Source organism: Vibrio sp. ER1A (assembly GCF_000733315.1).
GTDB classification, from domain to species: Bacteria; Pseudomonadota; Gammaproteobacteria; order Enterobacterales; family Vibrionaceae; genus Vibrio; species Vibrio mediterranei.
The window spans coordinates 449,692-471,483 of sequence record NZ_JPJA01000088.1 but is presented as its reverse complement, the minus strand read 5'-3'; the positions used below and the strand labels follow the sequence as shown (position 1 = coordinate 471,483).

At 44.0% G+C, this 21,792-nt stretch carries 21 protein-coding genes and 1 riboswitch; of the genes, 10 read left to right on the top strand and 11 right to left on the bottom strand.

Annotation, left to right across the window (positions count from 1 at the left end):
- Nucleotides 1-673: LysR substrate-binding domain-containing protein (locus HW45_RS17620; protein WP_152559688.1), on the top strand; the 673-nt coding region annotated here is incomplete at its 5' end.
- 57 nt (nucleotides 674-730) lie between these two features.
- On the opposite strand, the gene HW45_RS17615 is transcribed toward HW45_RS17620, so the two are convergent.
- Nucleotides 731-1,324 (bottom strand): GNAT family N-acetyltransferase, encoded by a 594-nt coding sequence (locus HW45_RS17615; RefSeq protein WP_038228556.1) that lies wholly within the window; start codon nucleotides 1,322-1,324, stop codon nucleotides 731-733.
- A 290-nt stretch (nucleotides 1,325-1,614) separates the two neighbouring features.
- Nucleotides 1,615-2,988, bottom strand: a complete 1,374-nt coding sequence (locus tag HW45_RS17610) for a Na+/H+ antiporter NhaC family protein (protein ID WP_038228554.1) — start codon at nucleotides 2,986-2,988, stop codon at nucleotides 1,615-1,617.
- A gap of 282 nt (nucleotides 2,989-3,270) precedes the next feature.
- On the opposite strand from HW45_RS17610, the gene sbcB reads away from it, so the two are divergent.
- From sbcB to purT, 5 genes are all read left to right on the top strand, one after another.
- Nucleotides 3,271-4,692: an exodeoxyribonuclease I gene (sbcB, locus tag HW45_RS17605; RefSeq protein WP_038228553.1), complete on the top strand. Its 1,422-nt coding sequence runs from the start codon at nucleotides 3,271-3,273 to the stop codon at nucleotides 4,690-4,692.
- Between the two features lie 98 nt (nucleotides 4,693-4,790).
- A complete protein-coding gene (locus HW45_RS17600) occupies nucleotides 4,791-5,156 on the top strand; it encodes a CidA/LrgA family protein (RefSeq protein ID WP_038228552.1) in 366 nt (121 codons plus the stop codon).
- Between the two features lies 1 nt (nucleotide 5,157).
- Nucleotides 5,158-5,844: a CidB/LrgB family autolysis modulator gene (locus HW45_RS17595; RefSeq protein WP_006072457.1), complete on the top strand. Its 687-nt coding sequence runs from the start codon at nucleotides 5,158-5,160 to the stop codon at nucleotides 5,842-5,844.
- A gap of 176 nt (nucleotides 5,845-6,020) precedes the next feature.
- Nucleotides 6,021-6,908: a cytidine deaminase gene (cdd, locus tag HW45_RS17590; protein WP_038228551.1), complete on the top strand. Its 888-nt coding sequence runs from the start codon at nucleotides 6,021-6,023 to the stop codon at nucleotides 6,906-6,908.
- Between the two features lie 157 nt (nucleotides 6,909-7,065).
- Nucleotides 7,066-8,241: a formate-dependent phosphoribosylglycinamide formyltransferase gene (purT, locus tag HW45_RS17585; RefSeq protein WP_038228550.1), complete on the top strand. Its 1,176-nt coding sequence runs from the start codon at nucleotides 7,066-7,068 to the stop codon at nucleotides 8,239-8,241.
- A gap of 77 nt (nucleotides 8,242-8,318) precedes the next feature.
- Here purT and HW45_RS17580 read toward each other — a convergent pair whose 3' ends face one another.
- On the bottom strand, nucleotides 8,319-8,675 hold the full coding sequence (locus HW45_RS17580; protein WP_038228549.1) for a VOC family protein: 357 nt from the start codon (nucleotides 8,673-8,675) through the stop codon (nucleotides 8,319-8,321).
- A gap of 178 nt (nucleotides 8,676-8,853) precedes the next feature.
- Here HW45_RS17580 and HW45_RS17575 point away from each other — a divergent pair, with 178 nt between their 5' ends.
- Nucleotides 8,854-10,224 (top strand): MATE family efflux transporter, encoded by a 1,371-nt coding sequence (locus HW45_RS17575; RefSeq protein ID WP_038228548.1) that lies wholly within the window; start codon nucleotides 8,854-8,856, stop codon nucleotides 10,222-10,224.
- Between the two features lie 90 nt (nucleotides 10,225-10,314).
- Nucleotides 10,315-11,379, top strand: a complete 1,065-nt coding sequence (locus HW45_RS17570) for a DUF3080 family protein (RefSeq protein WP_051868206.1) — start codon at nucleotides 10,315-10,317, stop codon at nucleotides 11,377-11,379.
- 3 nt (nucleotides 11,380-11,382) lie between these two features.
- On the opposite strand, the gene HW45_RS17565 is transcribed toward HW45_RS17570, so the two are convergent.
- The 4 genes from HW45_RS17565 to HW45_RS29765 all read right to left on the bottom strand — a co-directional run bounded on the left by HW45_RS17565 (nucleotide 11,383) and on the right by HW45_RS29765 (nucleotide 13,893).
- Nucleotides 11,383-12,243 (bottom strand): DNA ligase, encoded by an 861-nt coding sequence (locus tag HW45_RS17565; RefSeq protein ID WP_038228546.1) that lies wholly within the window; start codon nucleotides 12,241-12,243, stop codon nucleotides 11,383-11,385.
- 172 nt (nucleotides 12,244-12,415) lie between these two features.
- The gene (locus HW45_RS17560; RefSeq protein ID WP_038228545.1) at nucleotides 12,416-12,799 is read right to left on the bottom strand and encodes a DUF4156 domain-containing protein; all 384 of its coding nucleotides are present in this window, start codon (nucleotides 12,797-12,799) and stop codon (nucleotides 12,416-12,418) included.
- A gap of 162 nt (nucleotides 12,800-12,961) precedes the next feature.
- Entirely contained in the window at nucleotides 12,962-13,705 is a 744-nt protein-coding gene (locus tag HW45_RS17555; protein WP_038228544.1) for a hypothetical protein, read from the bottom strand.
- Nucleotides 13,706-13,734: 29 nt separating this feature from the next.
- On the bottom strand, nucleotides 13,735-13,893 hold the full coding sequence (locus HW45_RS29765) for a hypothetical protein (RefSeq protein ID WP_038228543.1): 159 nt from the start codon (nucleotides 13,891-13,893) through the stop codon (nucleotides 13,735-13,737).
- 389 nt (nucleotides 13,894-14,282) lie between these two features.
- Nucleotides 14,283-14,382, top strand: a riboswitch (glycine riboswitch).
- A 145-nt stretch (nucleotides 14,383-14,527) separates the two neighbouring features.
- On the opposite strand from HW45_RS29765, the gene HW45_RS17545 reads away from it, so the two are divergent.
- Nucleotides 14,528-15,895, top strand: coding sequence for an alanine/glycine:cation symporter family protein (locus tag HW45_RS17545; RefSeq protein WP_038228542.1), 1,368 nt, complete (start codon nucleotides 14,528-14,530; stop codon nucleotides 15,893-15,895).
- A gap of 266 nt (nucleotides 15,896-16,161) precedes the next feature.
- Here the strand turns inward: HW45_RS17545 and HW45_RS17540 are convergent, their stop codons facing one another.
- Nucleotides 16,162-17,694 (bottom strand): bifunctional NUDIX hydrolase/phosphatase PAP2 family protein, encoded by a 1,533-nt coding sequence (locus HW45_RS17540; protein ID WP_051868204.1) that lies wholly within the window; start codon nucleotides 17,692-17,694, stop codon nucleotides 16,162-16,164.
- Nucleotides 17,695-17,707: 13 nt separating this feature from the next.
- On the bottom strand, nucleotides 17,708-18,202 hold the full coding sequence (locus HW45_RS17535) for a GNAT family N-acetyltransferase (RefSeq protein WP_038228540.1): 495 nt from the start codon (nucleotides 18,200-18,202) through the stop codon (nucleotides 17,708-17,710).
- Between the two features lie 176 nt (nucleotides 18,203-18,378).
- Between HW45_RS17535 and HW45_RS17530 the strand changes: the two genes are divergently transcribed.
- Nucleotides 18,379-18,714: a hypothetical protein gene (locus HW45_RS17530; protein WP_006072426.1), complete on the top strand. Its 336-nt coding sequence runs from the start codon at nucleotides 18,379-18,381 to the stop codon at nucleotides 18,712-18,714.
- A 1-nt stretch (nucleotide 18,715) separates the two neighbouring features.
- Here HW45_RS17530 and HW45_RS17525 read toward each other — a convergent pair whose 3' ends face one another.
- Nucleotides 18,716-20,596, bottom strand: coding sequence for a propionyl-CoA synthetase (locus HW45_RS17525; protein WP_038228539.1), 1,881 nt, complete (start codon nucleotides 20,594-20,596; stop codon nucleotides 18,716-18,718).
- Nucleotides 20,597-20,615: 19 nt separating this feature from the next.
- Nucleotides 20,616-21,791 carry a 2-methylaconitate cis-trans isomerase PrpF gene (gene prpF / locus HW45_RS17520; RefSeq protein ID WP_038228538.1) on the bottom strand — a complete coding sequence of 392 codons (1,176 nt, stop codon included), beginning with the start codon at nucleotides 21,789-21,791 and terminating at the stop codon, nucleotides 20,616-20,618.
- Nucleotide 21,792: the final 1 nt, after the last annotated feature.

Here is a 21,792-nt window from a genome sequence, read left to right as displayed (position 1 = left end):
CTCGCGGGTGAATAGTTACGAGCATATCACCATTGCCTACCCGAGCTTTATTCCCACTAGAGCCATTACCGTAGTCAGGAGTAGGCTTCAAGAACTGCACCCAAATATGAAAGTGAACTGTATTATCCGTAATCGTCGCGAAATTCAACTGGGTATTCAGAACGATACTATTCATTTTGGTTTAGTAAACATTGACGATCGAAGTCTAATTAGCAGCCTAAACTCAACGTTAGTGAGTAATGTTACATTTGGTGTATTTGTATCTAAAGACCATAAAGTACTGCAACTGCCGGAAGACCAACGCTGGGACGCGTTAAAGTCTCAAAAGCAAATCGTCATAAGTGGCATGATTGAAGATAAGATGGAAAACAAAATCATATCTTCTTCTGACTTTGAAGTAGTCGATCAATTAACGTTAGCGCTGCAATTGATTCGCGAAAATATGGGCTGGGGATTATTGCCTCGTTTAATAACCTATACAGAATTTAATGCCACAGATTTGGTTGAGGTTGAAATGTCTGTGATGAAGGAAAGATTTAGAGTACCTATGGCAGTTTGGTCTTTGCACGCTAAGCATCTAAATATACTTCACGCAGAAATTGTAGAAACTCTAGTGACATATGTAGAAAAGACCGCGAGTGAAGCCTTAGAGAACTACGGCATGTCAAACTGACATGCTCTTATGGAAGAGCGCTAGTCTAGCTAACGCTCTTCGTAACCTAAACGGATTCTAGCCTTGAGCAGGTCTAAGCATGAACCAGTATGGGAAGTTTTCACTCTTAGACAGTACTTCAAAGCCTCGACGTTCAAAAGTCTTCACAACTTTCTCACTCGATGCTACCACATAAGTTGGTTTACCCGCCGCGTCTGCTTGGTCAGTGACGGTTTTGATTAACGCACTAGCTAGACCTTTTCCGCCAGCTTTCGGTGACACCCCTAGGCCCCACAACCAATAGCAATCTTGTAACGGTGGCACTGCTAGCATTTGTTCGCAGACTTCTTTTGCCAACTCAATTTTGCACGAGCCCATCATGCGAGTAACAATGGATAGAATCTCCATTTTTTGCATCACATCGGGCTGATGCTTGCCTGGTGAACGCATAATAACGCAACCATCGCGCTCAGGAGTGGTGTACACTTCACCACCGGCTAAACCCCATTCGCCAACCGCCCAACGCCAGTAACAATCATGTGCAAAGTCAGCCACTTCATCTTGACGTAATGCTGCTTGCATCGCTTCGTTATCAGCGTAAGCATCTAAAAACATGTTACATAGATCTGGTACTGCAGAGTAATCGGCTTTAATAATTTGTAATTCAGACATGCTACTTCCTCATGGCGGATTTAAATCGAAATCGTAAGAAAAGAAACACACGCGCATTTGCTTGCCTTCTTCCTTCAATAAAACAGCACTTTAAAGCAAAGTCAATATTCTACGATAGTTAATAACATATCGATTAATAAAGCAGCATAACCTGCAAATAGAGGCGTTTTATCTGACGGTATTTGGACAGATATGGAGATTGTGAGTTCCGCAAATAAAGCAAAGGCTCCATATAATGAAGCCTTACTTATTATCAAAATTGGTGGTTTAGCCTTTCAACTATCAGTTTGTTATACGTGTCTCTCTTCGCAAAATGTCGCTTGCTTCGTACGTGGTTTTAACACGATCGCTACTACCGCTGATAATGCTAATGCGAAGCAGTAATAGGAGTTAGAAACCACTTCTAAAGGCGATAATTGGAACACGGAGCCAAGCAGTAACACTTGAGCACCATAAGGCAGTATTCCTTGAATTACACATGAATAGATATCAAGTAAGCTTGCTGAGCGGCGTGCGGTTACTTTGTTTTCTTGAGCCAATTCTCGAGCCACGCTACCAGAGACTATAATGGCTACGGTATTGTTTGCCGTGCACATATTTACTAGAGAGACTAAGCCTGCAATACCGAACTCACTCGCCTTTCTGTTTGCTTGCGTTGAATGCGTTGACCCAAACTTACGAATCATTTTAGTAATAACTTGCGTTAGAAATGCTAAACCGCCTTGACGACGCATTAGCTCACTCAACCCACCAATTAACATAGACAATAAGAAGATTTCTTGCATGTTGCCAAAGCCAGCATAGATATCTTGGGCAAAGCTTGTCAGTTGGTAACCCTCAACAGAGGTCAAACTTACCGTACCCGCAAGCAAAATACCTACGGCTAAAACAACAAATACGTTTAATCCAGAGACGGCCAATACCAAAATCGCAATGTAAGGCATGACTTTAAACCACTCAATGTCTCCAGTTTCTGGTAACTGAGTCGCAGAACTATTCAATGCGAAAATCACTAACGCAATAAACGCTGCAGGAATAGCGATACGTATATTTTCTTTAAATTTATCTTTCATTTCACACCCTTGCGAACGTGTCGCAGCTATGGTTGTGTCGGAAATAATAGATAAGTTATCACCAAACATAGCGCCACTTAGTACGACACCCGCAGTCAGTGGAACACTCATGCCCGCAGATTCTGCAATACCGAGTGCAACAGGGGCAACGGCGGCTATAGTACCCATTGATGTTCCCATTGCAGTCGCAATGAAAGCTGAAATAAGGAATATACCAGGAAGAATCATGCTTGTTGGAATGGCCGATAACCCGAGGTTGACTGTCGCATCAACACCTCCAGAGGCTTTCGCTACGGCAGCAAACGCACCCGCTAACAAATAAATCATGCACATGGCAATGATATCCTGATGTCCCACACCTTTAATAAACTGCTCAATAGCTTTGTTCAGTGTTTCTTTACTTAAAACGATCGCCAAAACCACCGCTGGTAATGCAGCAATTGGAGCAGGAAGTTGATAAAACGCGAAATCTACACCTTGTAAGGATAAATAGGTCCCTACACCTATAAATAATGTCAGGAATAGCACAAGAGGAAGCAGTGCTATAGGTGAAGGAACAATAGATTGGTTGTTTTTATTCGTTTTGGTCATATCAAAAGTGGCAGCAATAACAGGAAGGCGTGCAGCATAATGCCGCCATTAAGACATGTCAACGTCTAGACGTCCAAATGTCCATGCACTATTCCACTGTATGATAAAACAGCTAAACGAAAGCGTGGTAAACACTGAAAGAAATAAAACACCAACATCACGTGGATAATACCGCTGAGAATGCTCAATGTTCGTTGCCATACACTCTCTCGGGTGGTCTAATAAGAGTTATTCAAGCATCATTTCATCATGCTTAGTCTATGATTTAAGGAACCATTTCTAATGTCCCAACACCAACCCACTTATTTCTTTTTCGATTATGAAACATGGGGAGTGAGCCCTGCTAAGGACAGACCTTGTCAGTTTGCGGGTGTACGGACGGATGAGAACTTTAATATCATTGGTGAGCCATTGGTTATTTACTGCCAGCCACCATCGGACTACTTACCTTCTCCCGAAGCAGCATTAATCACAGGTATCACACCACAACTTTGTCAGGAGAAAGGGCTCTCAGAACCAGAGTTCATTGCTAAGATTCATCACGAGCTAGCCACACCAAACACAACAAGCCTTGGTTACAACAGCATTCGCTTTGACGATGAGGTAACTCGTTATACCTGTTATCGTAACTTCATCGATCCTTACGCATGGAGTTGGCAGAACGGTAACTCACGTTGGGATTTATTGGATGTTATGCGCGCATGCCACGCACTCCGCCCTGAAGGAATTGAATGGCCGGAGAATGACGAAGGTTTTACCAGTTTTAAACTTGAGCATCTCTCTGTTGCTAACGGTATCGAACACGAAAATGCTCACGATGCCATGGCAGACGTTATTGCAACGATAGAACTAGCCAAAAAAGTAAAGGCCGCACAGCCAAAACTGTTTGACTACTTTTATTCGATGCGTCAAAAGCGAAAACTAAACGAACTCGTCGATATCGTGAACATGACACCCTTGATGCACGTATCCGGAATGTTAGGTAAAGAGTGCCAATATACCAGTTGGGTAGTACCTATCGCGTGGCACCCGACCAATCAAAATGCGGTTATCGTTGCTGATCTGGCCAAAGACCCACAACCACTATTAGATTTAGATGTTGATGCATTACATCAGCGCTTATACACTCGACATGATGAACTCGCACCGGACGAGAAACCTGTCCCGCTTAAACTTATTCATCTCAACAAATGTCCTATTCTCGCGCCGGCTAAAACGCTCACAGCGGAAAATGCAGAGTCCATTGGCATTGACAGAGAGCAGTGTTTGAAGAACCTCGCTCTCATCAAACAACATCCAGAGATCCGTGAAAAACTGATCGGACTTTATAGTATTGAGCGCGAGTTTGAGAATGATGACAATGTAGATACTCAGCTCTACAGCGGCTTTTTCTCGCCAGCAGACAAGAGCGCGATGGATATTATTCGCGAAACGGACCCAAATAATCTATCTGCGTTAGACATTAGTTTTAGTGATCCTCGTATTGAGCCGCTGCTATTCAGGTACCGTGCGCGCAATTTCCCATGGACCCTAGATGAAACGGAACAAGCTCGCTGGGCAAACCATTGTCGTGAGTTTTTCGAAAGTCGTATTGAAAGCTATATGCTAAATATGGAAAACTTAGTTCACGAACATGAGTCTGACGAGAAGAAACTCGCCATACTAAAATCCGTCTACCGCTACGTGGAGCGTCTCGTTTCTTAACTTCTCCAGCCATGTAGTGACCGTGCAGCCAAATCTCAGGATTCATTCTTTTGGCTGCATTTAAGGAGAGTCGTTACTTTTTATACTAAGAGGAAGCCATGCTCAAAACCGCGCTTCACTATATATTATCGTTCGCTATTATTTTCGTTGCCCTATTTATCGGAAATACCATCCAACATTTACTCGATGTGTCCGTGCCTGGCAGTATATTTGGCATGTTACTGTTATTTGCGGCGATGGCGAGCGGAGTTATCCCGGTTAAACTCGTTCAACCGGGTGCTCACGTGTTCATTCGTTATATGATTTTGTTATTCGTTCCCATTAGTGTCGGGTTAATGAACCATTTCGATATGTTGATTGCTAACGCTCTGCCGATCTTAGCCGGTGCTATTGGCGGGACACTTATTGTTCTGACGGCGCTCTCCGTCTTCCTTGATCGATTCTTAAAGAAGGGAGATAGCTAGTATGTGGCTGCTCGTTACTATTGTCGTTTTCTTTGTTGCCCGTTTTATTTCTCAAAAAGTAAAGAATCCACTGTTTAATCCGCTACTCCTCAGTATTGCGATTATGATTCCTTTACTCACGTACCTTAAAGTGCCGTTTGACACTTATTACGCGGACAACGAGTGGATCAGCTATCTGCTACAACCCGCAGTGGTTGCTCTTGCCTATCCGCTCTATGAGCAACTCCCGCAAATACGTGCTAACTGGAGAATAATCGCGTTAGCATGTGGTGTTGGCAGTGTTGCTTCCATGTTCACGGCTTCAATGCTCGCTGTATGGTTAGGCGCCGACATGCAACTCATCGCTAGTTTGTTGGGTAAATCGGTCACCACGCCTATCGCAATGGAAGTTTCAAGCCATCTAGGTGGGGAGCCGGCCATTGCAGCCATTCTAGTGTTACTCGTCGGATTATTTGGTGCGATATTAGCGTACCCAATTTACAACTTACTCGGTGTCACGCATCCCATTGCAAAAGGATTAACCATGGGCACGGTGTCTCACGCTCTTGGCACAGCCACTTGCGCAGAGAAAGATCCTAGAGACGCAGCGTTCAGTTCACTTGCTCTCGTTGTTTGTGGCGTTATCACCTCCATTCTTGCCCCGTCTATGTTCGCATTCTCCCTCTGGTTTGGGACTGTTATTGCTTAACACTTCAGGACTGTATAGCCAGTAAAACTCGTCGTTTACTGGCTACAAATTGTGTGACATCACTCTTATTGCTGAAAAATTGCATTCATTGCATTTTTATTTGTGATCACCATCACCCTTATTTCTGGCTAACTTGCATAGAATGTCAGTAAACCGCAAAAAATAAAGGACACAGCATGACAGATCGTTTTGAGTCAGCGCTTGCAGATATGCCAGAGCAGATCGTTAACTATCTAAAACCTATCATTACTAAGCCAGAATTCGATGCAACGCTATCGCAAGAGCAGTTTGAACAACTGCTTGTTCTTTCTGGCCTAGAAGATGATGAGCTTCGCGTCGCCTTGCTGCCTTTAGCCGCAGCCTATTCATATGCACCTATCTCTGAGTTTTTTGTTGGCGCAATTGCACGTGGGACATCAGGCAAACTGTACTTCGGCGCAAACATGGAGATCATTGGGGCACAACTTGGTCAAACAGTTCACGCAGAGCAATCCGCTATCAGCCACGCTTGGATGAAGGGTGAAACTGGACTTAAAGATATCACGATTAACTTTAGTCCTTGTGGTCACTGCCGCCAATTTATGAACGAGCTGACCACTGCGGACAAGCTAGTTATTCAATTGCCACAGCGCGATGCAATGACGCTACAAGAATATTTACCAGAGTCCTTTGGACCTAAAGATCTTGGTATTACCGAAGGGTTAATGAGCCCATTAGCTCACGCTTTAACTACTGACGAAACCGATGCGCTCGTCGTATCTGCAGTAGAAGCGTTAAATCGCAGTCATTCACCTTATACTCAAAACCTAAGTGGTGTTGCTATCGCAATGAAAGATGGCTCTGTCTACCAAGGGGCATATGCTGAGAACGCAGCATTTAATCCTAGCCTTCCACCATTACAGGTAGCGTTTGTTCAGTTGCTTCTAGATGGTCAAAACTTTGAAGACATTCAGCTAGTAGCGCTAGCAGAAGTGTCCAAAGGTAAAATCAGTCACCTTGCAGACACTCAAGCAACACTTGAGGCCATTGACCCAGATATCCAACTAGAATACGTGTCAATTTAGCGCTGCAACTCCCTGATATCGTTTAGCCTCGCTCATGCGGGGCTTTTTTAGGCCAAAATTTATACTGATAATAAAATCTCGCGCAAACGTTTGCTTTCCTCCAATAATCCAGTATGATCCCCCGAAATTCTTCCTCATGAATGCTCAAGGACACTCTATGTTTGGTACTGCTACTCGTGAAAATGCTACACGTGTTTTACTTTTAGGCTCTGGTGAATTAGGTAAAGAAGTTGCCATTGAATGCCAACGACTAGGCTTAGAAGTCATCGCTTGTGACCGATATGCTGACGCCCCTGCAATGCAAGTTGCTCACAGAAGTTATGTTCTCGATATGTTGGACGGCGAAGCACTAGAAGCCATTATCAATAAAGAACAACCCGCTTACGTAGTACCGGAAATCGAAGCCATTGCAACGGACAAGCTAGTCGAGTTAGAAAGTAAAGGCTTAAACGTTATTCCTACTGCGAATGCAACCAAGCTAACTATGAATCGTGAAGGTATCCGTAGACTGGCAGCTGAAGAACTCGGCCTGAACACCTCTCCTTACCAATTTGCAGACAGCTACGAAGACTTTAAAGTGGCTGTAGAAAATGTCGGTGTACCATGTGTAGTGAAACCAGTCATGAGTTCTTCTGGTAAAGGACAAAGTGTCATCAAGTCAGAATCCGACATTGAGAAAGCCTGGACCTATGCTCAAGAAGGTGGCCGAACTGGCGCAGGTCGAGTCATCGTTGAAGGCTTTATCGATTTCGATTATGAAATTACGTTATTGACCGTACGCGCTGTTGATGGCGTTCACTTTTGTGCTCCTGTGGGTCACCGTCAAGAGGATGGTGATTACCGCGAATCTTGGCAGCCTCAGGCGATGTCAGCTAATGCAATAAAAGCGGCAGAATATACGGCGGAGCAAGTGGTTAACGCGCTGGGTGGCTATGGTATTTTTGGTGTAGAACTGTTTGTTAAGGGCGATAAAGTTATTTTCAATGAAGTATCACCTCGCCCACATGATACAGGTCTAGTCACGCTGATTTCTCAAGACATGTCGGAGTTTGCATTACACGTGCGTGCTTTTACCGGCTTACCAATTAACGGCATCACCCAATATGGTCCTGCAGCTTCCGCTGTTGTACTCGGCCAAGGCACCTCTAACAATATCCGTTACCAAGGCCTTGATGAAGCTTTAAGTCTTCCACAAACTCAAATCCGCCTCTTTGGAAAACCAGATATTGATGGCCGTCGTCGTTTAGGCGTTGTACTTACTAAGCGTAGATCTCTAGAGACAGCAATCGATGAGGCTGTCGAGTGCGCTAAAAAAGTAAAAGTTATCTACTAACACGAGCGCTTTTACGTAATGGAATAACCAATGGGCTCCAACAGAATGCTAGAGCCCATTGGCGTATTTAGTGCTTATTATCTAGATTCAGACCAAACCGCAAATTCGTTGCCACTTGGCTCGCTGAAATGAAAACGGCACCCACCCGGAAAGTCGAAAATATCCCTTACTATGCAGCCACCATTTTGTTTCACCCGCTCCAGTGTTTCGGAAATCGCTGCGCTGTAGAAAACCAGTAACGCCCCACCCTGTTGAGCTTTTGAACTTAACTCTGCGCGATAAAATCCGCCGTTAAGTCCTTGGTTTGAAAAGGCTGTATAATCAGGTCCATAATCCTCAAACGTCCAACCAAATACTGCTTCAAAAAACGCTTTTGTCGCGGGAATATCGGCCGCTGCAAACTCAACATAATCCAATTTATCGTGTGTACTCATCAATTCATCCTTGCCGCTCTGATAATTCAATCATAAAGCACGTTCACTATAATAGTTGTGAGTAAACGTTTGTTTCCAAAACAAACAATTATCTGACCACAGAGACAATAAATTATGGTGCAAAATGACAAACTTCTTTATCATTCATCGTAGTTATTTATAAAACATGGAATCCTACGTGCAACGCTATCAGACTGAAGCTAGAAATCTCATCAAACTTGCCTCTCCCGTTCTCATTGCCTCAATTGCTCAAACCGGTATGGGGTTTGTCGACACTATTATGGCAGGTGGTGTGAGTGCCGTAGATATGGCGGCGGTTTCCATTGCCGCCAGTGTTTGGCTTCCTTCCATTCTTTTCGGTATCGGTCTTTTGATGGCCTTGGTACCCGTTGTTGCACAACTCAATGGCGCTGGAAAGCAAAAGCAGATCCCTTATGAAATCCATCAAGGTTTCATCATGGCTCTGCTTATTAGTGTTCCTATTGTGTTAGTCCTATTACAAATAGAAACCATACTCGATCTAATGAGTGTCGAAACCATCATGGCCGACAAAACCGTAGGCTACATTTACGCGGTTATTTTCGCTGTACCTGCTTTCCTGTTGTTCCAAGCACTACGTAGTTACACAGACGGAATGTCGCTGACAAAGCCCGCTATGGTTATTGGTTTTATTGGCTTACTGATCAATATCCCACTTAACTGGATCTTTGTTTACGGGAAATTCGGTGCTCCAGCTTTAGGCGGCGTAGGATGTGGCGTTGCGACCACAATAGTCTATTGGCTCATGTTCTTTATGATGTTGTTTTATGCCGTCACTACCGATCGACTCAAGCACATTGAACTTTTTAAAACTTGGCATAAACCAGAGAGAAAAGCACAGGTTCGCTTGTTTAAACTTGGCTTTCCTATCGCTGCTGCAATCTTTTTTGAAGTATCCCTTTTTGCAGTGGTCTCATTGCTTGTCGCGCCACTTGGCTCACTTGTCGTGGCGTCGCATCAAGTGGCAATGAACTTTTCATCTTTGGTCTTTATGATCCCAATGAGTATCGGTGCAGCAGTCAGTATCCGCGTTGGACATAAACTGGGTGAAACTGATACAGCTGGAGCAGTCATTGCTTGTCGTGTCGGTCTCGGAGTGGGTCTTGGGACGGCTATTTTCACCGCAATCTGTACGCTAATCTTTAAGCAACAAATCGTTCATCTTTACACTGACAACGTAGAAGTGGTTGCGCTAGCGATGCACCTACTGATTTTTGCTGCCATCTATCAATGTACTGACGCTATCCAAGTCGTTGCTGCGGGCGCATTGCGTGGCTATAAAGACATGAAAGCCATTTTTAATCGAACATTTATCGCCTATTGGCTAATCGGATTACCGTTAGGCTACGTTCTCGGAATGACAGATTTACTTATCGAGCCAATGGGAATTGTTGGTTTCTGGATTGGCTTTATTGCTGGTTTATCAAGTGCCGCTATCATGCTCACTATCCGACTGCTATGGATGCACCGTCAAAACGATGAGTTACAACTCGAATACGCGAGCCGCTAGCTTGAGAACGTCGATAAGTTCATTAAGGGTGATCAAAGATGGACTAGGCTTACGTAATACCTAGATACGTAGTTTAACGCGCAGAAAACTTTGAAAGCACTAACCATACCTCCATCATCTAAAGTAATCTTGGCGTTTGTTTTTATTATAAGCGCCTTGACGGGATGTCTTGAACAGAAGGGAGCGGAGAGCCGTTTCGAAGACTATTTGTCGAGAATTGCCTCGGTTCAAGACAGCGACGCATTACTTAGCCCTGACAACGCTTTAATCACCCTTCCTAGCCAACGCGAAATTACTATCGATATTCCACGCACTACCTTAGGTATCGTCGACAGCTATCAGCTCAGAAAATGCCATCTCTTTGAACTAATAGCTGAACGTAATTCTGTTTTAGGTAAAGTCCAGGACCAGTTTCGTGATTTTGACTATCAGATAGCATTAATCGACGGGATCGAACGCTGCTTGTTATCCGACAAAATAGAGCAAAGTGTGAAAGCTCAGCTTGAAGACATTCTGGCCACTAAATACCGTTATCTTCCCAGTTACTTTTCAAATCTTATCTTTACCAGTCATGCAATGCGCGCTCAGCTATCTGGTAATCAGTGGTTAGATGAAGGGATAAGTAGTCAAGCGGCTCAATTGCATTCTGCGTTAAAGACGTTCAATAGTATTGCCGCTTACATTATCACACAAACCGAAGGAAGCCATACCTTAACCTTACCTCCGCCTATTACACCGTACCAAGAAACATTAGAGAAAACGAAACTCATCGGAAATCTCGCCTACTCTCTGCAAGCGAGTACAAAGTGGCTGACGGTAGTCACTCAACAATTACAGAAGTACGATTATAAAATTCTATGTGGGGCTAATAGAGATACTACCCGCTTTAACTATTTAGTTAATGTCTTCAACAATCTGTTCATCACCGATATTCAGCCTTACCTCTCGTTTCTCAGCAGTGAATATCAAGCCATTTCTCGCGAAGTGGTGTTTATAAAGCACGTTTTGGATAAGGTCCAGCAAGATAAGGCGTCGATTTATCGACTCGACCGCATTTATGATGAGTTCAAAACGGCAAATCAGCAGCATGTATTCTATTGGAAATTGTTGTTTAAGCGCTGTGGTAAAACCCTGACGGAGATAAGACAACCGTAATGGCTACTCTGGGTCGCGAATTCGGAAAAATCGAGCAAAGCGTGGCAATCCATTGACTGTCCAACCGTTGTGCTTAAAAGTAATCATGGTTCCGATCTTTGGAGGATTAGTACGTTCTATATCGCTAAATCCGCTACCGACATAAAATCGTGCGCCGTCACTGAGTTCGATAAGTAATGCGCCCATTTTGCCTTGATACTTGCCTTTCCCCTCTTTGTAGCCAACCACAAGGCCTTCCATATCCTGTACGGTTTTAACTTTAACAAGGGAATGGTTTCTTCCCGGATGGTAGACCTCATGTTTCAACTTAAGCATCAGCCCTTCAGCATTGTCCACGGTTATCTGTTCTAAATAGTCATCGAGTTCTTTGTGGCTTGAAACCGTACGCTGCTCTACACATTGAATATGTCTCATAGCAACAGTTTGACAGTAACGTTTAAGAAATTCATAACGTTGTTCAAATGTTCCTAAATGCCCAGGCGCGTCAAACAATTTAAAACGGATTTTTTGCCAAGCTTCATTATCAGGGATTAGGTCAAGTACTGTATTTTGGACTTTTGAGAACTGCTGTCTTCCTGCCCATAACTCTCCTTCGACCATGATGGAGGGGAGCGAATGTATAAACCAATCTGGAGCGTTAATCACTCGTCCGGAACGCGTCACTAACTGCTCTCCCGTCCAAATAGCACGAATACCGTCCAGCTTCTCGCTAACATAGTACTCGCTTAGATTCAGGCTTTGATCGTAGTTCGTGGCGTTAACGACGCTAGGTTTAGTGTCCAGGTAGGCGACTCCTTTCGCAAAACCATCCGTTGATAATATCGATATTGAGATAATATAGGGCCAATAATTTGCTCTGTTCATTCTACTGTTCTTTGGGCGTTAAAATTAACGTTATTCTAGAGAACAACAGTATTTTAGTTCGATTATTTCCATGCAAAGTCGAGCTAATTTGAAGGATCTAGCAGCAAGGGATATATCAATTACAATTGGGTTTGAAGTGACTCGATAGAATAGTTTCTTATCGAGAAAAATATCATTGTTCCGCGCAGAAATAAGCCTCGCCAATTAACGTACTACTGTAGGTTCCTTTACTGCTGGACATACGAAACGAATTTTCGTCGGCATAAGCGTACAAACCCTCGTTACTGTTATCTACACTCTTTTGTAGTACAACGACATTTGCTCCTAGTTTATGCGCTTCGTTTTTCAGTTGGTTCCTTGCACCAACTAGAATGTTTCTGTCACTTGTAAAGTCGGCGGTAAACCAATTGCCTTGCGTTCCATCGACTTCACCTAAGTACAAGCAATTCGCTGGTGCGGAATCGACAATTCTGACCGATTTAGCCTCTTGGTTAACGGGTTTCGCAGAGCAACCAACCATTAAAGTAATGACTAGTAATAATGTGGAGTTTTTCATTGATTCACCAATCTAAAGATACGATTCTTATGAAGCCCACATATTACAATTAGATTGATGAATCAAAGAATCAGAGTGTGAATGAAATTCACTTCATAATTCACGGAGGAGATTAATCGGCAAAGTATTATTAGATATTTCTACTTTGCCAATCCTTGAGTGTTATTGAATTCCGAGTTCGCTTTTCAACGTCGCAATATGGTTGAGATCCATATTATGCACTTTCAACATCTGCTCGATCTGGCTAATACGTGCTGTGGCAGAATCATAACGGTCACATGAATCTGACTTTGCATCCCAAGATGTGCCTTCCAGGAATAGATCACAATCCTTCTTCCAGCGTTTCAAGTTTGGAGTCAGCTGCGATTTTTCTTGTTCCAACTTAGCCACTTCAGCTTTCAGTTCTGCTTCTCGCTTAAATAGCTCCTGAGACTGTTCGAACATCGAACTTTGGATATCCGTTTTACGTTCCAGTTGAACATTCTGTTTTTTCTGTTGCGCAAGTTTCTTACCTTGAGCACTCAACTGGTTTTCGAGTTGCTGGTTATCGGCTTCAAGTTTGGTAATCTGCTCATTCAAAGCATCTACTTGTTGCTGATGTTGTTCCACTTTCTCTTCTACCACTTTGCGCAACTTTAATTGTGACTCTGACTCAGCTAAAGCAAGTTGTTCATCCAAGTTAGATTGTTGAGTTTGAGTTTTAACTAATGCTTGTTGGTATTGGGTATCGAGCTCTTTGTATCGCTGCTGCCAGTCATTTTGCGTGACTGCCGAGCCAATAAGACCACCAGCTGCTAAACCCAGCGCTGCGGCAATACCAATATACAACCTCGCACGGGTATCTTTCTGCTCGATGACTACGAAATCATCACTTTCGACCGGCTGATTTTCAGGTTGTTTATCCACTCTAACCCCTTTAAAAGTTGTTCATAGGTTTATCGAATTAACTCAGATATGACCAAGGTTGCTGTATAAATAACAAACGCAGACAACACCGTAATCACCACGCCTTTCTGTACCTTCTCATTGGTTCTATATCGAAACAGTAAAAAGGCCAGAGCCACTAGAAACACAATTGCAATCAATCGGGTCATAAACATCTCCTTTGCACTAACGGCTACATTTTAAGCAAAAGTAGTGAATTTCCAGAGAGTTAACTGTACTACTCATCACTTTAGCGTACAACTTCAATTCTAAAGTCAGAAACATGTTCAAATATACCAAATGGAACGATCTACGACCTATTTTGGCTCAAATAAATTGTAAAATTATTCATGACATCGTTTTTTATTTACGATAGGATTGCCGTCACAGATTATCTAGTCACTAGATATTTGTTCCGTTGAAGACTGCAGGAGAGTGGTTTATTAACCTTACATTAACATTTGGTTAGTATGACCCGCCGAAGAAGTAAATCTTTCAGGTGCTTTATTCTGAGAAATCAGAGCTTATCTTAGATAAGGATAAAGTGAGGACTGTAGTTGGAGGAACCTCTGGAGAGAACCGTTAAATCGGTCGCCGAAGGAGCAAGCTCATTTCATGTAATGAGTGAAACTCTCAGGCAAAAGGACAGAGGAGAGAATAGCACCATTGAACAACTCATATTTCTACTGTAACGAACAACCGTTTACGGTCAATACTGAGTGGTAATGAACTCAGATCTTCTTCGGTCTGTGGATTACTGCCCTTCTCTCTTCTCCTTAAGTTTTGTTTTATTAAGGGGAAATCATGAACGACCTTCAATCTTTACTACAAGCTATCGACTCTTTTGTATGGGGACCACCATTACTCATTTTGCTTGTTGGTACTGGTGTATACTTCACGTTTAGACTTGGCTTACTTCAATTTAGACATCTTCCAACCGCGCTCAAGCTCGTATTCAGCAAAGACAAATCCAGTAATGGTGATGTTTCTAGCTTTGCTGCATTGTGTACCGCTTTATCAGCGACAATAGGGACTGGTAACATCGTAGGCGTTGCAACTGCAATTAAGCTAGGCGGCCCAGGTGCTTTATTCTGGATGTGGTTAGCGGCTCTGTTTGGTATGGCAACTAAGTATGCCGAATGCTTGCTCGCCGTTAAATATCGCAAAGTAGACGATAAAGGACAGATGCTTGGCGGACCTATGTACTATCTGCGCGATGGTGTCGGTTCTAAGTTCCTAGCCACGATGTTCGCTGTCTTCGCTCTTGGTGTAGCTTGCTTTGGTATCGGTACCTTTCCGCAAGTAAACGCCATTCTGGATGCAAGCCACATTTCTTTCGGTATCTCTCGCGAGATCTCCGCTTCGGTTCTTACCCTTCTTGTTGCCTTTGTAACCTTAGGTGGTATCAAGTCTATTGCTAATGTGGCAGGTAAAGTCGTACCGACCATGGCGGTGTTTTATGTACTAGCCTGCTCGAGCGTTATTATCATGAACGCCGAGCAGCTAGGTGCCGCAATTCAACTTGTCGTAGTATCTGCATTTACCAGCACAGCAGCAACAGGGGGCTTCGTTGGGGCTAGCATAATGCTCGCAATTCAGTCCGGTATTGCTCGTGGCGTATTCTCTAACGAGAGTGGTCTAGGCAGTGCGCCAATGGCAGCGGCAGCGGCTAAAACTGATAGCTGTGTTCGCCAAGGCCTTATCTCTATGACGGGTACGTTCATCGACACAATCATTATCTGTACCATGACAGGGCTTGCATTGATTTTAACTGGTGCTTGGCAAAGTGATTTTGCTGGCGCAGCTATGACCACTCATGCTTTTGCTGTCGGTCTAAATTCGGACACTCTCGGTCCTCTACTGGTATCGATCGGACTGATATTCTTCGCGTTTACCACCATTCTTGGCTGGAATTACTATGGCGAACGTTGCGTTGTATTCCTCATGGGCACCAAGGCGGTATTACCTTATAAGATCATCTTCGTTGGTTTGGTCGCGTCTGGCGCGTTCTTGCACCTAGATATGATTTGGATTATTGCCGACATCGTGAATGGCTTAATGGCGGTGCCAAACCTAATTGGATTGGTGTTGCTCAGAAATGTCGTTATTGAAGAGACTAAGCTCTACTTTGCTGCGACCTCTAAGAACAAGCGTGAGGCTGTTATTGCATAGAGTCATCAGCTCTTAAATTAGAAAAGGTCTGATGTATAATCAGACCTTTCTTTTTACATAAACATTATGTCAGTAACGCTATCTAATGCGGCATCGGTTGCGCCATTTAATTGAGAGGCTAAGGTCGCCATAAACGCCGAACAAGCCGCTATAATTGCGATGATCATAAGAATCTCCTACCGAGTGGATAAAGCCATAGATTAACGCCACCCTTTTTCCAAGAGTTACCTTTCTGCGCCAAGTGCTGAAGCGTTTACTAGAAGGTCTTAATGGCAGTTTCTCTTGCGAAACACGATCATCACAATAGCCGGAATCATAATAGTCACCGGTATCACCAATGTTTGTAACAGCAATGACCCAATACCACTGTGCGCAAACATGGTCTCTAAACGGAAATAGCCGACTAACAACAGTAGAATAAATATCAAAGCACAGAGGAGCTCTTTCAAACACATCTTCGAACGAGGCGGACAGTAACCATTTGCGACAGCGAATAATAACATTCCAATACACAGTGCTAACCAACTCAAAAATGATGGATATTGCCAGATATAAGCACAGATAGCCGCAATCACCGTTAGTATCTGCCACACTCTAACCCGTGTAAATGTGTAGTCTTCACTTACCGCAAGGCTAAAATGATGCCTAATAAAATGCCAGCCAACAAGCGCACCAATAATGGCGCCAGCCAACATATCCGACAAGAATGCACCACCACTGATAAATTGGTAGAACGCGATGATGACGGTGACCAAAAAAGCCGCGATGGCAAACTTACTCAAATGGCGCGGCTGTATTTGGCTCACCACGATACTAGAAATACAAATCCAATTTGCCATGATTAAGTCAGGAAAGCTGAATCCGCTTCGCTCGTTATAGTTAAGAGTGGGCAAATAAGCATGTGGAACAGGAAAGCTAAACCCCTGCTTTGCGACCAAAATAAATAAGGAAGTAGCCGTTACAGCAAACATCAGTTGCGCGGTAAAGTAACGCCCCCATAACCAAATGAACAGTGGCAGGAACGAAATAAGGAGTAATGGCTGTAACACGATATAAAGAACATTGCCACCTAAGACAACTAACTCTTGTAGTTGCTTCGGTGCAGCAACAAGCGCTTCTTGTGTACTAGATAACCAAGACAATTCGAGTTGATGTACTTTAGGTGCAGAACTGATCAGGTTGTCGATGTAACTGATAGGCTGATTAGGGAGCGCAGCAAACATTGATTCAACCATCGGCCATTGGCTAGGGTATCGATATTCTGTTGGTGATACCGATTTTGGACTCAGCAGGTTGGCACTGCGTACCTCAACACCAAAATGTGGTGCAAAGTAAATCGGAAGTTCTACGCCTCGACCATAATTAGTCTCACTGTAAGCAATGATGTCAGACTCGACCTTACACTCATAAAACACTGCGCGTTTAGTTCGACCTAACTCTTGACCAACGACAACCACTAACCCTGCCTCTTCCCATGTTTCACGTTGGGCAGTCAGTCGCGGGTCTTCGTTGTTATCAATCGTTCCTCCCGGCAAAGATAGCTTTCCCGTTACGATTTCATCGACCAGCAAAATACGATCGTCGGCACGAACTAAACACAATGCTCCTCTTATGGTAGGAGCCAATGGTGGATCGTTATGCACAAAAGGCTGTCGGAGATTATCCGATAACTCATTGAACGAGGAGTTTGGCACCTTAGACGTCACGCTCGATGACACGTCCGAAGCAGCAAAGCTCTGATGTATTGTTAATAGCGCAAGCAATAGCGTAAAAGCAATATGGCTCAAAAGTTGAGTCACAAACGTACCTAAATTAGATTTTTTTTCTAAGACAATGTATATGAGGGATAAATCCCTCTTTGTTATATAAGTTCAGAGCGGCGTGATTAAAGTCCCAAACCTCAACCATAATCTGACTGGCCCCTAATTCAATTAAACGACGTTCACTTTCTTTCAGTAATTTTTGAGCAAATCCATGATGACGATAGTCAGGTTTAATAAACAGCTCATCGATATTTCCTATTAAACAAGGCTTACTAATCGGTGATAGTAGTTCACAAAACTGTGCCGTCACAAAACCGACGATCTGAGAAACTTGCTTGCCGCCATCAATGGTTAAAACAAGTACCAGGCAGTCAGGTGAATCGAGGTAACGTGCAATGCTCTTTTCTTCCTGCACCTCTGATGCGGGCTTGAAGTCTTCGGGAACGGCTTGGTGATGATACTCATGCAACTCATACATAAGATCATTTAGCGTTTCCAAATCTTGGGTATTAGCAGAGCGAATTCTATAGGCTAAATCAGTCATAGACGCGTGGTAAATGTTGCAAAAGGAGAAAGTCGTTTACAAATGTGCGCCTAGTGTGAGGGTTTTGTCAGGCATGTGCAAATAAAAAAACATAATGAAAGGTGATGTGGGAGTCTCGTGGGTGAATATCACACTCTTAAGTGACTATACTTATCCAAAACGATAAGGAGCATGATATGTCACGTACACTGATTTGCACTTTGTTTGGCCTACTATTATGGGCACCCTATTCTTTGGCGTCTTTGCCGATGAAATGTACCTTAACGGCTACTACCGACCATTTTTGGTTCTATCAAGAACAGTTAGTATTTCAAAGTGAGCAGTTCGTTATTTTTCAGAATTTTAAAGGAAGAGTCGTCACACAGGTCGACCTCAAGACGGGAAAGTTCAGCCGTACTACCTATATCGGCGAACCTTTTACTCCTAAGTATCAAATGCTGTTTGGTAACTGCGAGGAACCGAACCATGTCCTCAAAATGTGGCAGATGAGCTCGGTTCCTTATGACAATTAAATCAGTCCGTATGCAATGCTCGTTCAATTTCTGAAAGACTGCTTGGGTCATCAATCGTCGAAGGGACAGTGTAGGTTTCACCGTCAGCGATTTGGCGTATAACTCGACGTAGAATCTTACCAGAACGAGTTTTGGGTAATCGTTCTACTACTAGTGCGTGTTTGAAACATGCAACAGCACCGATTTCCTGACGAACTTTACCGACCAATTCATGTTCCAATTCCCCACTATCGACTTTGACACCATCTTTTAATACCACTAAGCCCAATGGTAACTGACCCTTGAGGTCATCATGCACACCAACAACCGCGCACTCTGCAATCGCTGGATGTCCACCAACAATTTCTTCCATCTCTCCAGTAGATAAGCGGTGTCCTGCTACGTTTATGACGTCATCCACTCGGCCCATAATGAATAAGTAGCCATCCTCATCCAAATAACCGCCATCTCCAGAGACATAATAACCTTCAAACTGACTTAAATAACCTGATTCAAATCGATCATGATTGCGCCAAACGGTAGTAAGGCAACTTGGTGGCAATGGACGTTTAAGTGAGACAAAACCTTGTTGATTAGCGCCAACTGGTTCACCGATTTCATTGAGAATCTCGACGGTAAAACCCGGACTTGGTTTTGTTGATGAGCCTGCTTTGACGCTCATTACCTCGAGCCCTAATGGGTTAGAAGAGATAGCCCAACCTGTTTCCGTTTGCCACCAATGGTCGATCACTGGCTTTTTGGTATGTGTTTCTACCCACTCTAACGTCGGTGGGTCGAGACGCTCCCCCGCCATAAAAATGCTCTTTAATCCACTGATATCATACTTAGACAGTTCCAAGCCATCAGGGTCTTCCTTCTTGATTGCTCGAAACGCAGTAGGTGCAGAGAACAGCACTTGAACATTATATTCTTCACACACACGCCAAAATGCGCCTGGGTCAGGTGTTCTCACTGGTTTGCCTTCAAATAGAATCGAGGTGCAACCGTGAATAAGCGGCGCATAAACAATGTAAGAGTGCCCAACTACCCAACCTACATCCGACGCTGCCCAATACACGCCATCGGTTGGCATGTTGTATACTGCAGACATTGAGTACTTCATTGCGACGGCGTGTCCACCATTATCGCGCACCACACCTTTTGGTTTCCCAGTCGTTCCTGACGTATACAAAATATATAGCGGGTCAGTGGCAAGCACAGGTACACATTCATGGGGCAACGCGGATTCATATTCTGTTTGCCAGTCCAAATCACGTTCTTGATTCAGCTCTGCTTCACATTGCGGACGTTGCAGTACAAATACATTGTTCGGCTTCCAACGACTATCCATGATCGCCTTATCAACCAATGGCTTGTAAGGTAAAACTTTATTGATTTCTATACCGCAAGACGCGGTCATAATGACTTTAGGTTCAGCATCCTCAATTCTGACAGCCAGTTCGTTTGGTGCAAAGCCGCCAAATACTACCGAATGAATGGCTCCCAAGCGTGCACAAGCCAGCATTGCCATTGCCGCTTCCGGGATCATTGGCATATAAATTACAACACGGTCGCCTTTAACCACTCCTTGTTTGGCAAGCATTCCCGCAATCTTTGCAACCTTATCTCGAAGCTCAAAATAGCTATACTTTTGCTTTGTTCCTGTGACTGGTGAATCGTAAATGAGAGCGGTTTTCTCCCCTCGCCCTTGTTCGCAGTGATAATCAAGTGCTAACCAAGCAGTATTCATAACACCGTCAGGAAACCAACGCTCGATACCATTTTCATCTTTCTCAAGTATGGTTTTTGGTGCTTCAAACCAGTCTATGGCTTTTGCTTGATGTTCCCAAAAGGACTCTGGTTGCTTCGCAGCCCACTGATATTCTTGTTGATATGCAGACATAATGCGTCCTCCAATATGTCTATTTCATAGTATCCGATGGCACACGAACCCAACCTTCCATTAGGATTCGAGCACTTCGACTCATTATTGCTTTATCTACTGTCCAGCCATTCGGTGATTGTGAAGCAACCGCTCCCACCTTCAAGGTTCCAGAAGGGTGACCAAACGTCACAGATTCTCGGTTGCCTCCACCAGCAGCCAAGTTTACGACGGTGCCGTCTACACTTGCAGCACAGGCGATGGCAACGGCCGCAGTGCCCATCATGGCATGGTGTAATTTCCCCATCGACAAAGCACGAGCCAATAGATCCACGCTGTTTGCCTCAATGGGCTTACCACTCGATGAAACGTAGTCTTTGGCAGACGACACAAACGCCACTTTCGGTGTGTGCTGCCTAGTTGCGGCTTGATCAACCGACTTAATCAAGCCCATTTTTACCGCTCCATGGGCTCGGATTAGCTCAAACTTCTCAAGCCAAACTGCATCGCTGTTGATGTCATCTTGAAGCTCAGCACCTGATAACCCCAGCTCTTTGGCATCGATAAAAATTGTTGGGATACCCGCACTAATCATGGTCGCATTAAAGACACCTACATTTGGCACTTCTAGATCATCAATCAAGTTGCCCGTTGGGAACATCGACCCGTTGCTGTCACTAGGGTCAACAAACTCAACCGCGATCTCGGCAGCCGGAAATGTCACTCCGTCGAGCTCAAAATCACCCAGCTCTTGCACTTCGCCATCGACAATCGGAACGTTAGCGATAATGGTTTTTTGAATGTTTGCCTGCCAGATTCGAATTTTGGCGATACCGTTTTCGGGTATCCGCTCTTTTTCAACCAACCCACTATGAATAGCGAAGGGTCCCACCGCAGCCGATAAGTTGCCGCAATTACCACTCCAATCGACAAAGGCCTTGTCGATTGAAACTTGCCCAAACAAATAGTCAATATCATGATCATTACGGGTGCTTTTTGACACTATTACCGTTTTACTGGTGCTCGACGTCGCGCCTCCCATGCCATCAATCTGTTTTGCATAAGGATCTGGACTTCCTATTACGCGCATCAGTAGCTTATCTCGTGCTGCTCCTGGTTGCTGAGCTTCAAGAGGGAGATCCAACAAGCTGAAAAAGACCCCCTTGCTAGTACCACCACGCAGATAAGTCGCAGGAATTTTTATTTGTTTCGTCATT

Coding starts and splice junctions, on each gene's coding strand:
- HW45_RS17615 (WP_038228556.1), bottom strand. CDS start 1,324: ATGTCTGAATTACAAATTATTAAAGCCGATTACTCTGCAGTACCAGAT.
- HW45_RS17610 (WP_038228554.1), bottom strand. CDS start 2,988: ATGACCAAAACGAATAAAAACAACCAATCTATTGTTCCTTCACCTATA.
- sbcB (WP_038228553.1), top strand. CDS start 3,271: ATGTCCCAACACCAACCCACTTATTTCTTTTTCGATTATGAAACATGG.
- HW45_RS17600 (WP_038228552.1), top strand. CDS start 4,791: ATGCTCAAAACCGCGCTTCACTATATATTATCGTTCGCTATTATTTTC.
- HW45_RS17595 (WP_006072457.1), top strand. CDS start 5,158: ATGTGGCTGCTCGTTACTATTGTCGTTTTCTTTGTTGCCCGTTTTATT.
- cdd (WP_038228551.1), top strand. CDS start 6,021: ATGACAGATCGTTTTGAGTCAGCGCTTGCAGATATGCCAGAGCAGATC.
- purT (WP_038228550.1), top strand. CDS start 7,066: ATGTTTGGTACTGCTACTCGTGAAAATGCTACACGTGTTTTACTTTTA.
- HW45_RS17580 (WP_038228549.1), bottom strand. CDS start 8,675: ATGAGTACACACGATAAATTGGATTATGTTGAGTTTGCAGCGGCCGAT.
- HW45_RS17565 (WP_038228546.1), bottom strand. CDS start 12,243: ATGAACAGAGCAAATTATTGGCCCTATATTATCTCAATATCGATATTA.
- HW45_RS17560 (WP_038228545.1), bottom strand. CDS start 12,799: ATGAAAAACTCCACATTATTACTAGTCATTACTTTAATGGTTGGTTGC.
- HW45_RS29765 (WP_038228543.1), bottom strand. CDS start 13,893: ATGACCCGATTGATTGCAATTGTGTTTCTAGTGGCTCTGGCCTTTTTA.
- HW45_RS17545 (WP_038228542.1), top strand. CDS start 14,528: ATGAACGACCTTCAATCTTTACTACAAGCTATCGACTCTTTTGTATGG.
- HW45_RS17535 (WP_038228540.1), bottom strand. CDS start 18,202: ATGACTGATTTAGCCTATAGAATTCGCTCTGCTAATACCCAAGATTTG.
- HW45_RS17530 (WP_006072426.1), top strand. CDS start 18,379: ATGTCACGTACACTGATTTGCACTTTGTTTGGCCTACTATTATGGGCA.
- HW45_RS17525 (WP_038228539.1), bottom strand. CDS start 20,596: ATGTCTGCATATCAACAAGAATATCAGTGGGCTGCGAAGCAACCAGAG.
- prpF (WP_038228538.1), bottom strand. CDS start 21,791: ATGACGAAACAAATAAAAATTCCTGCGACTTATCTGCGTGGTGGTACT.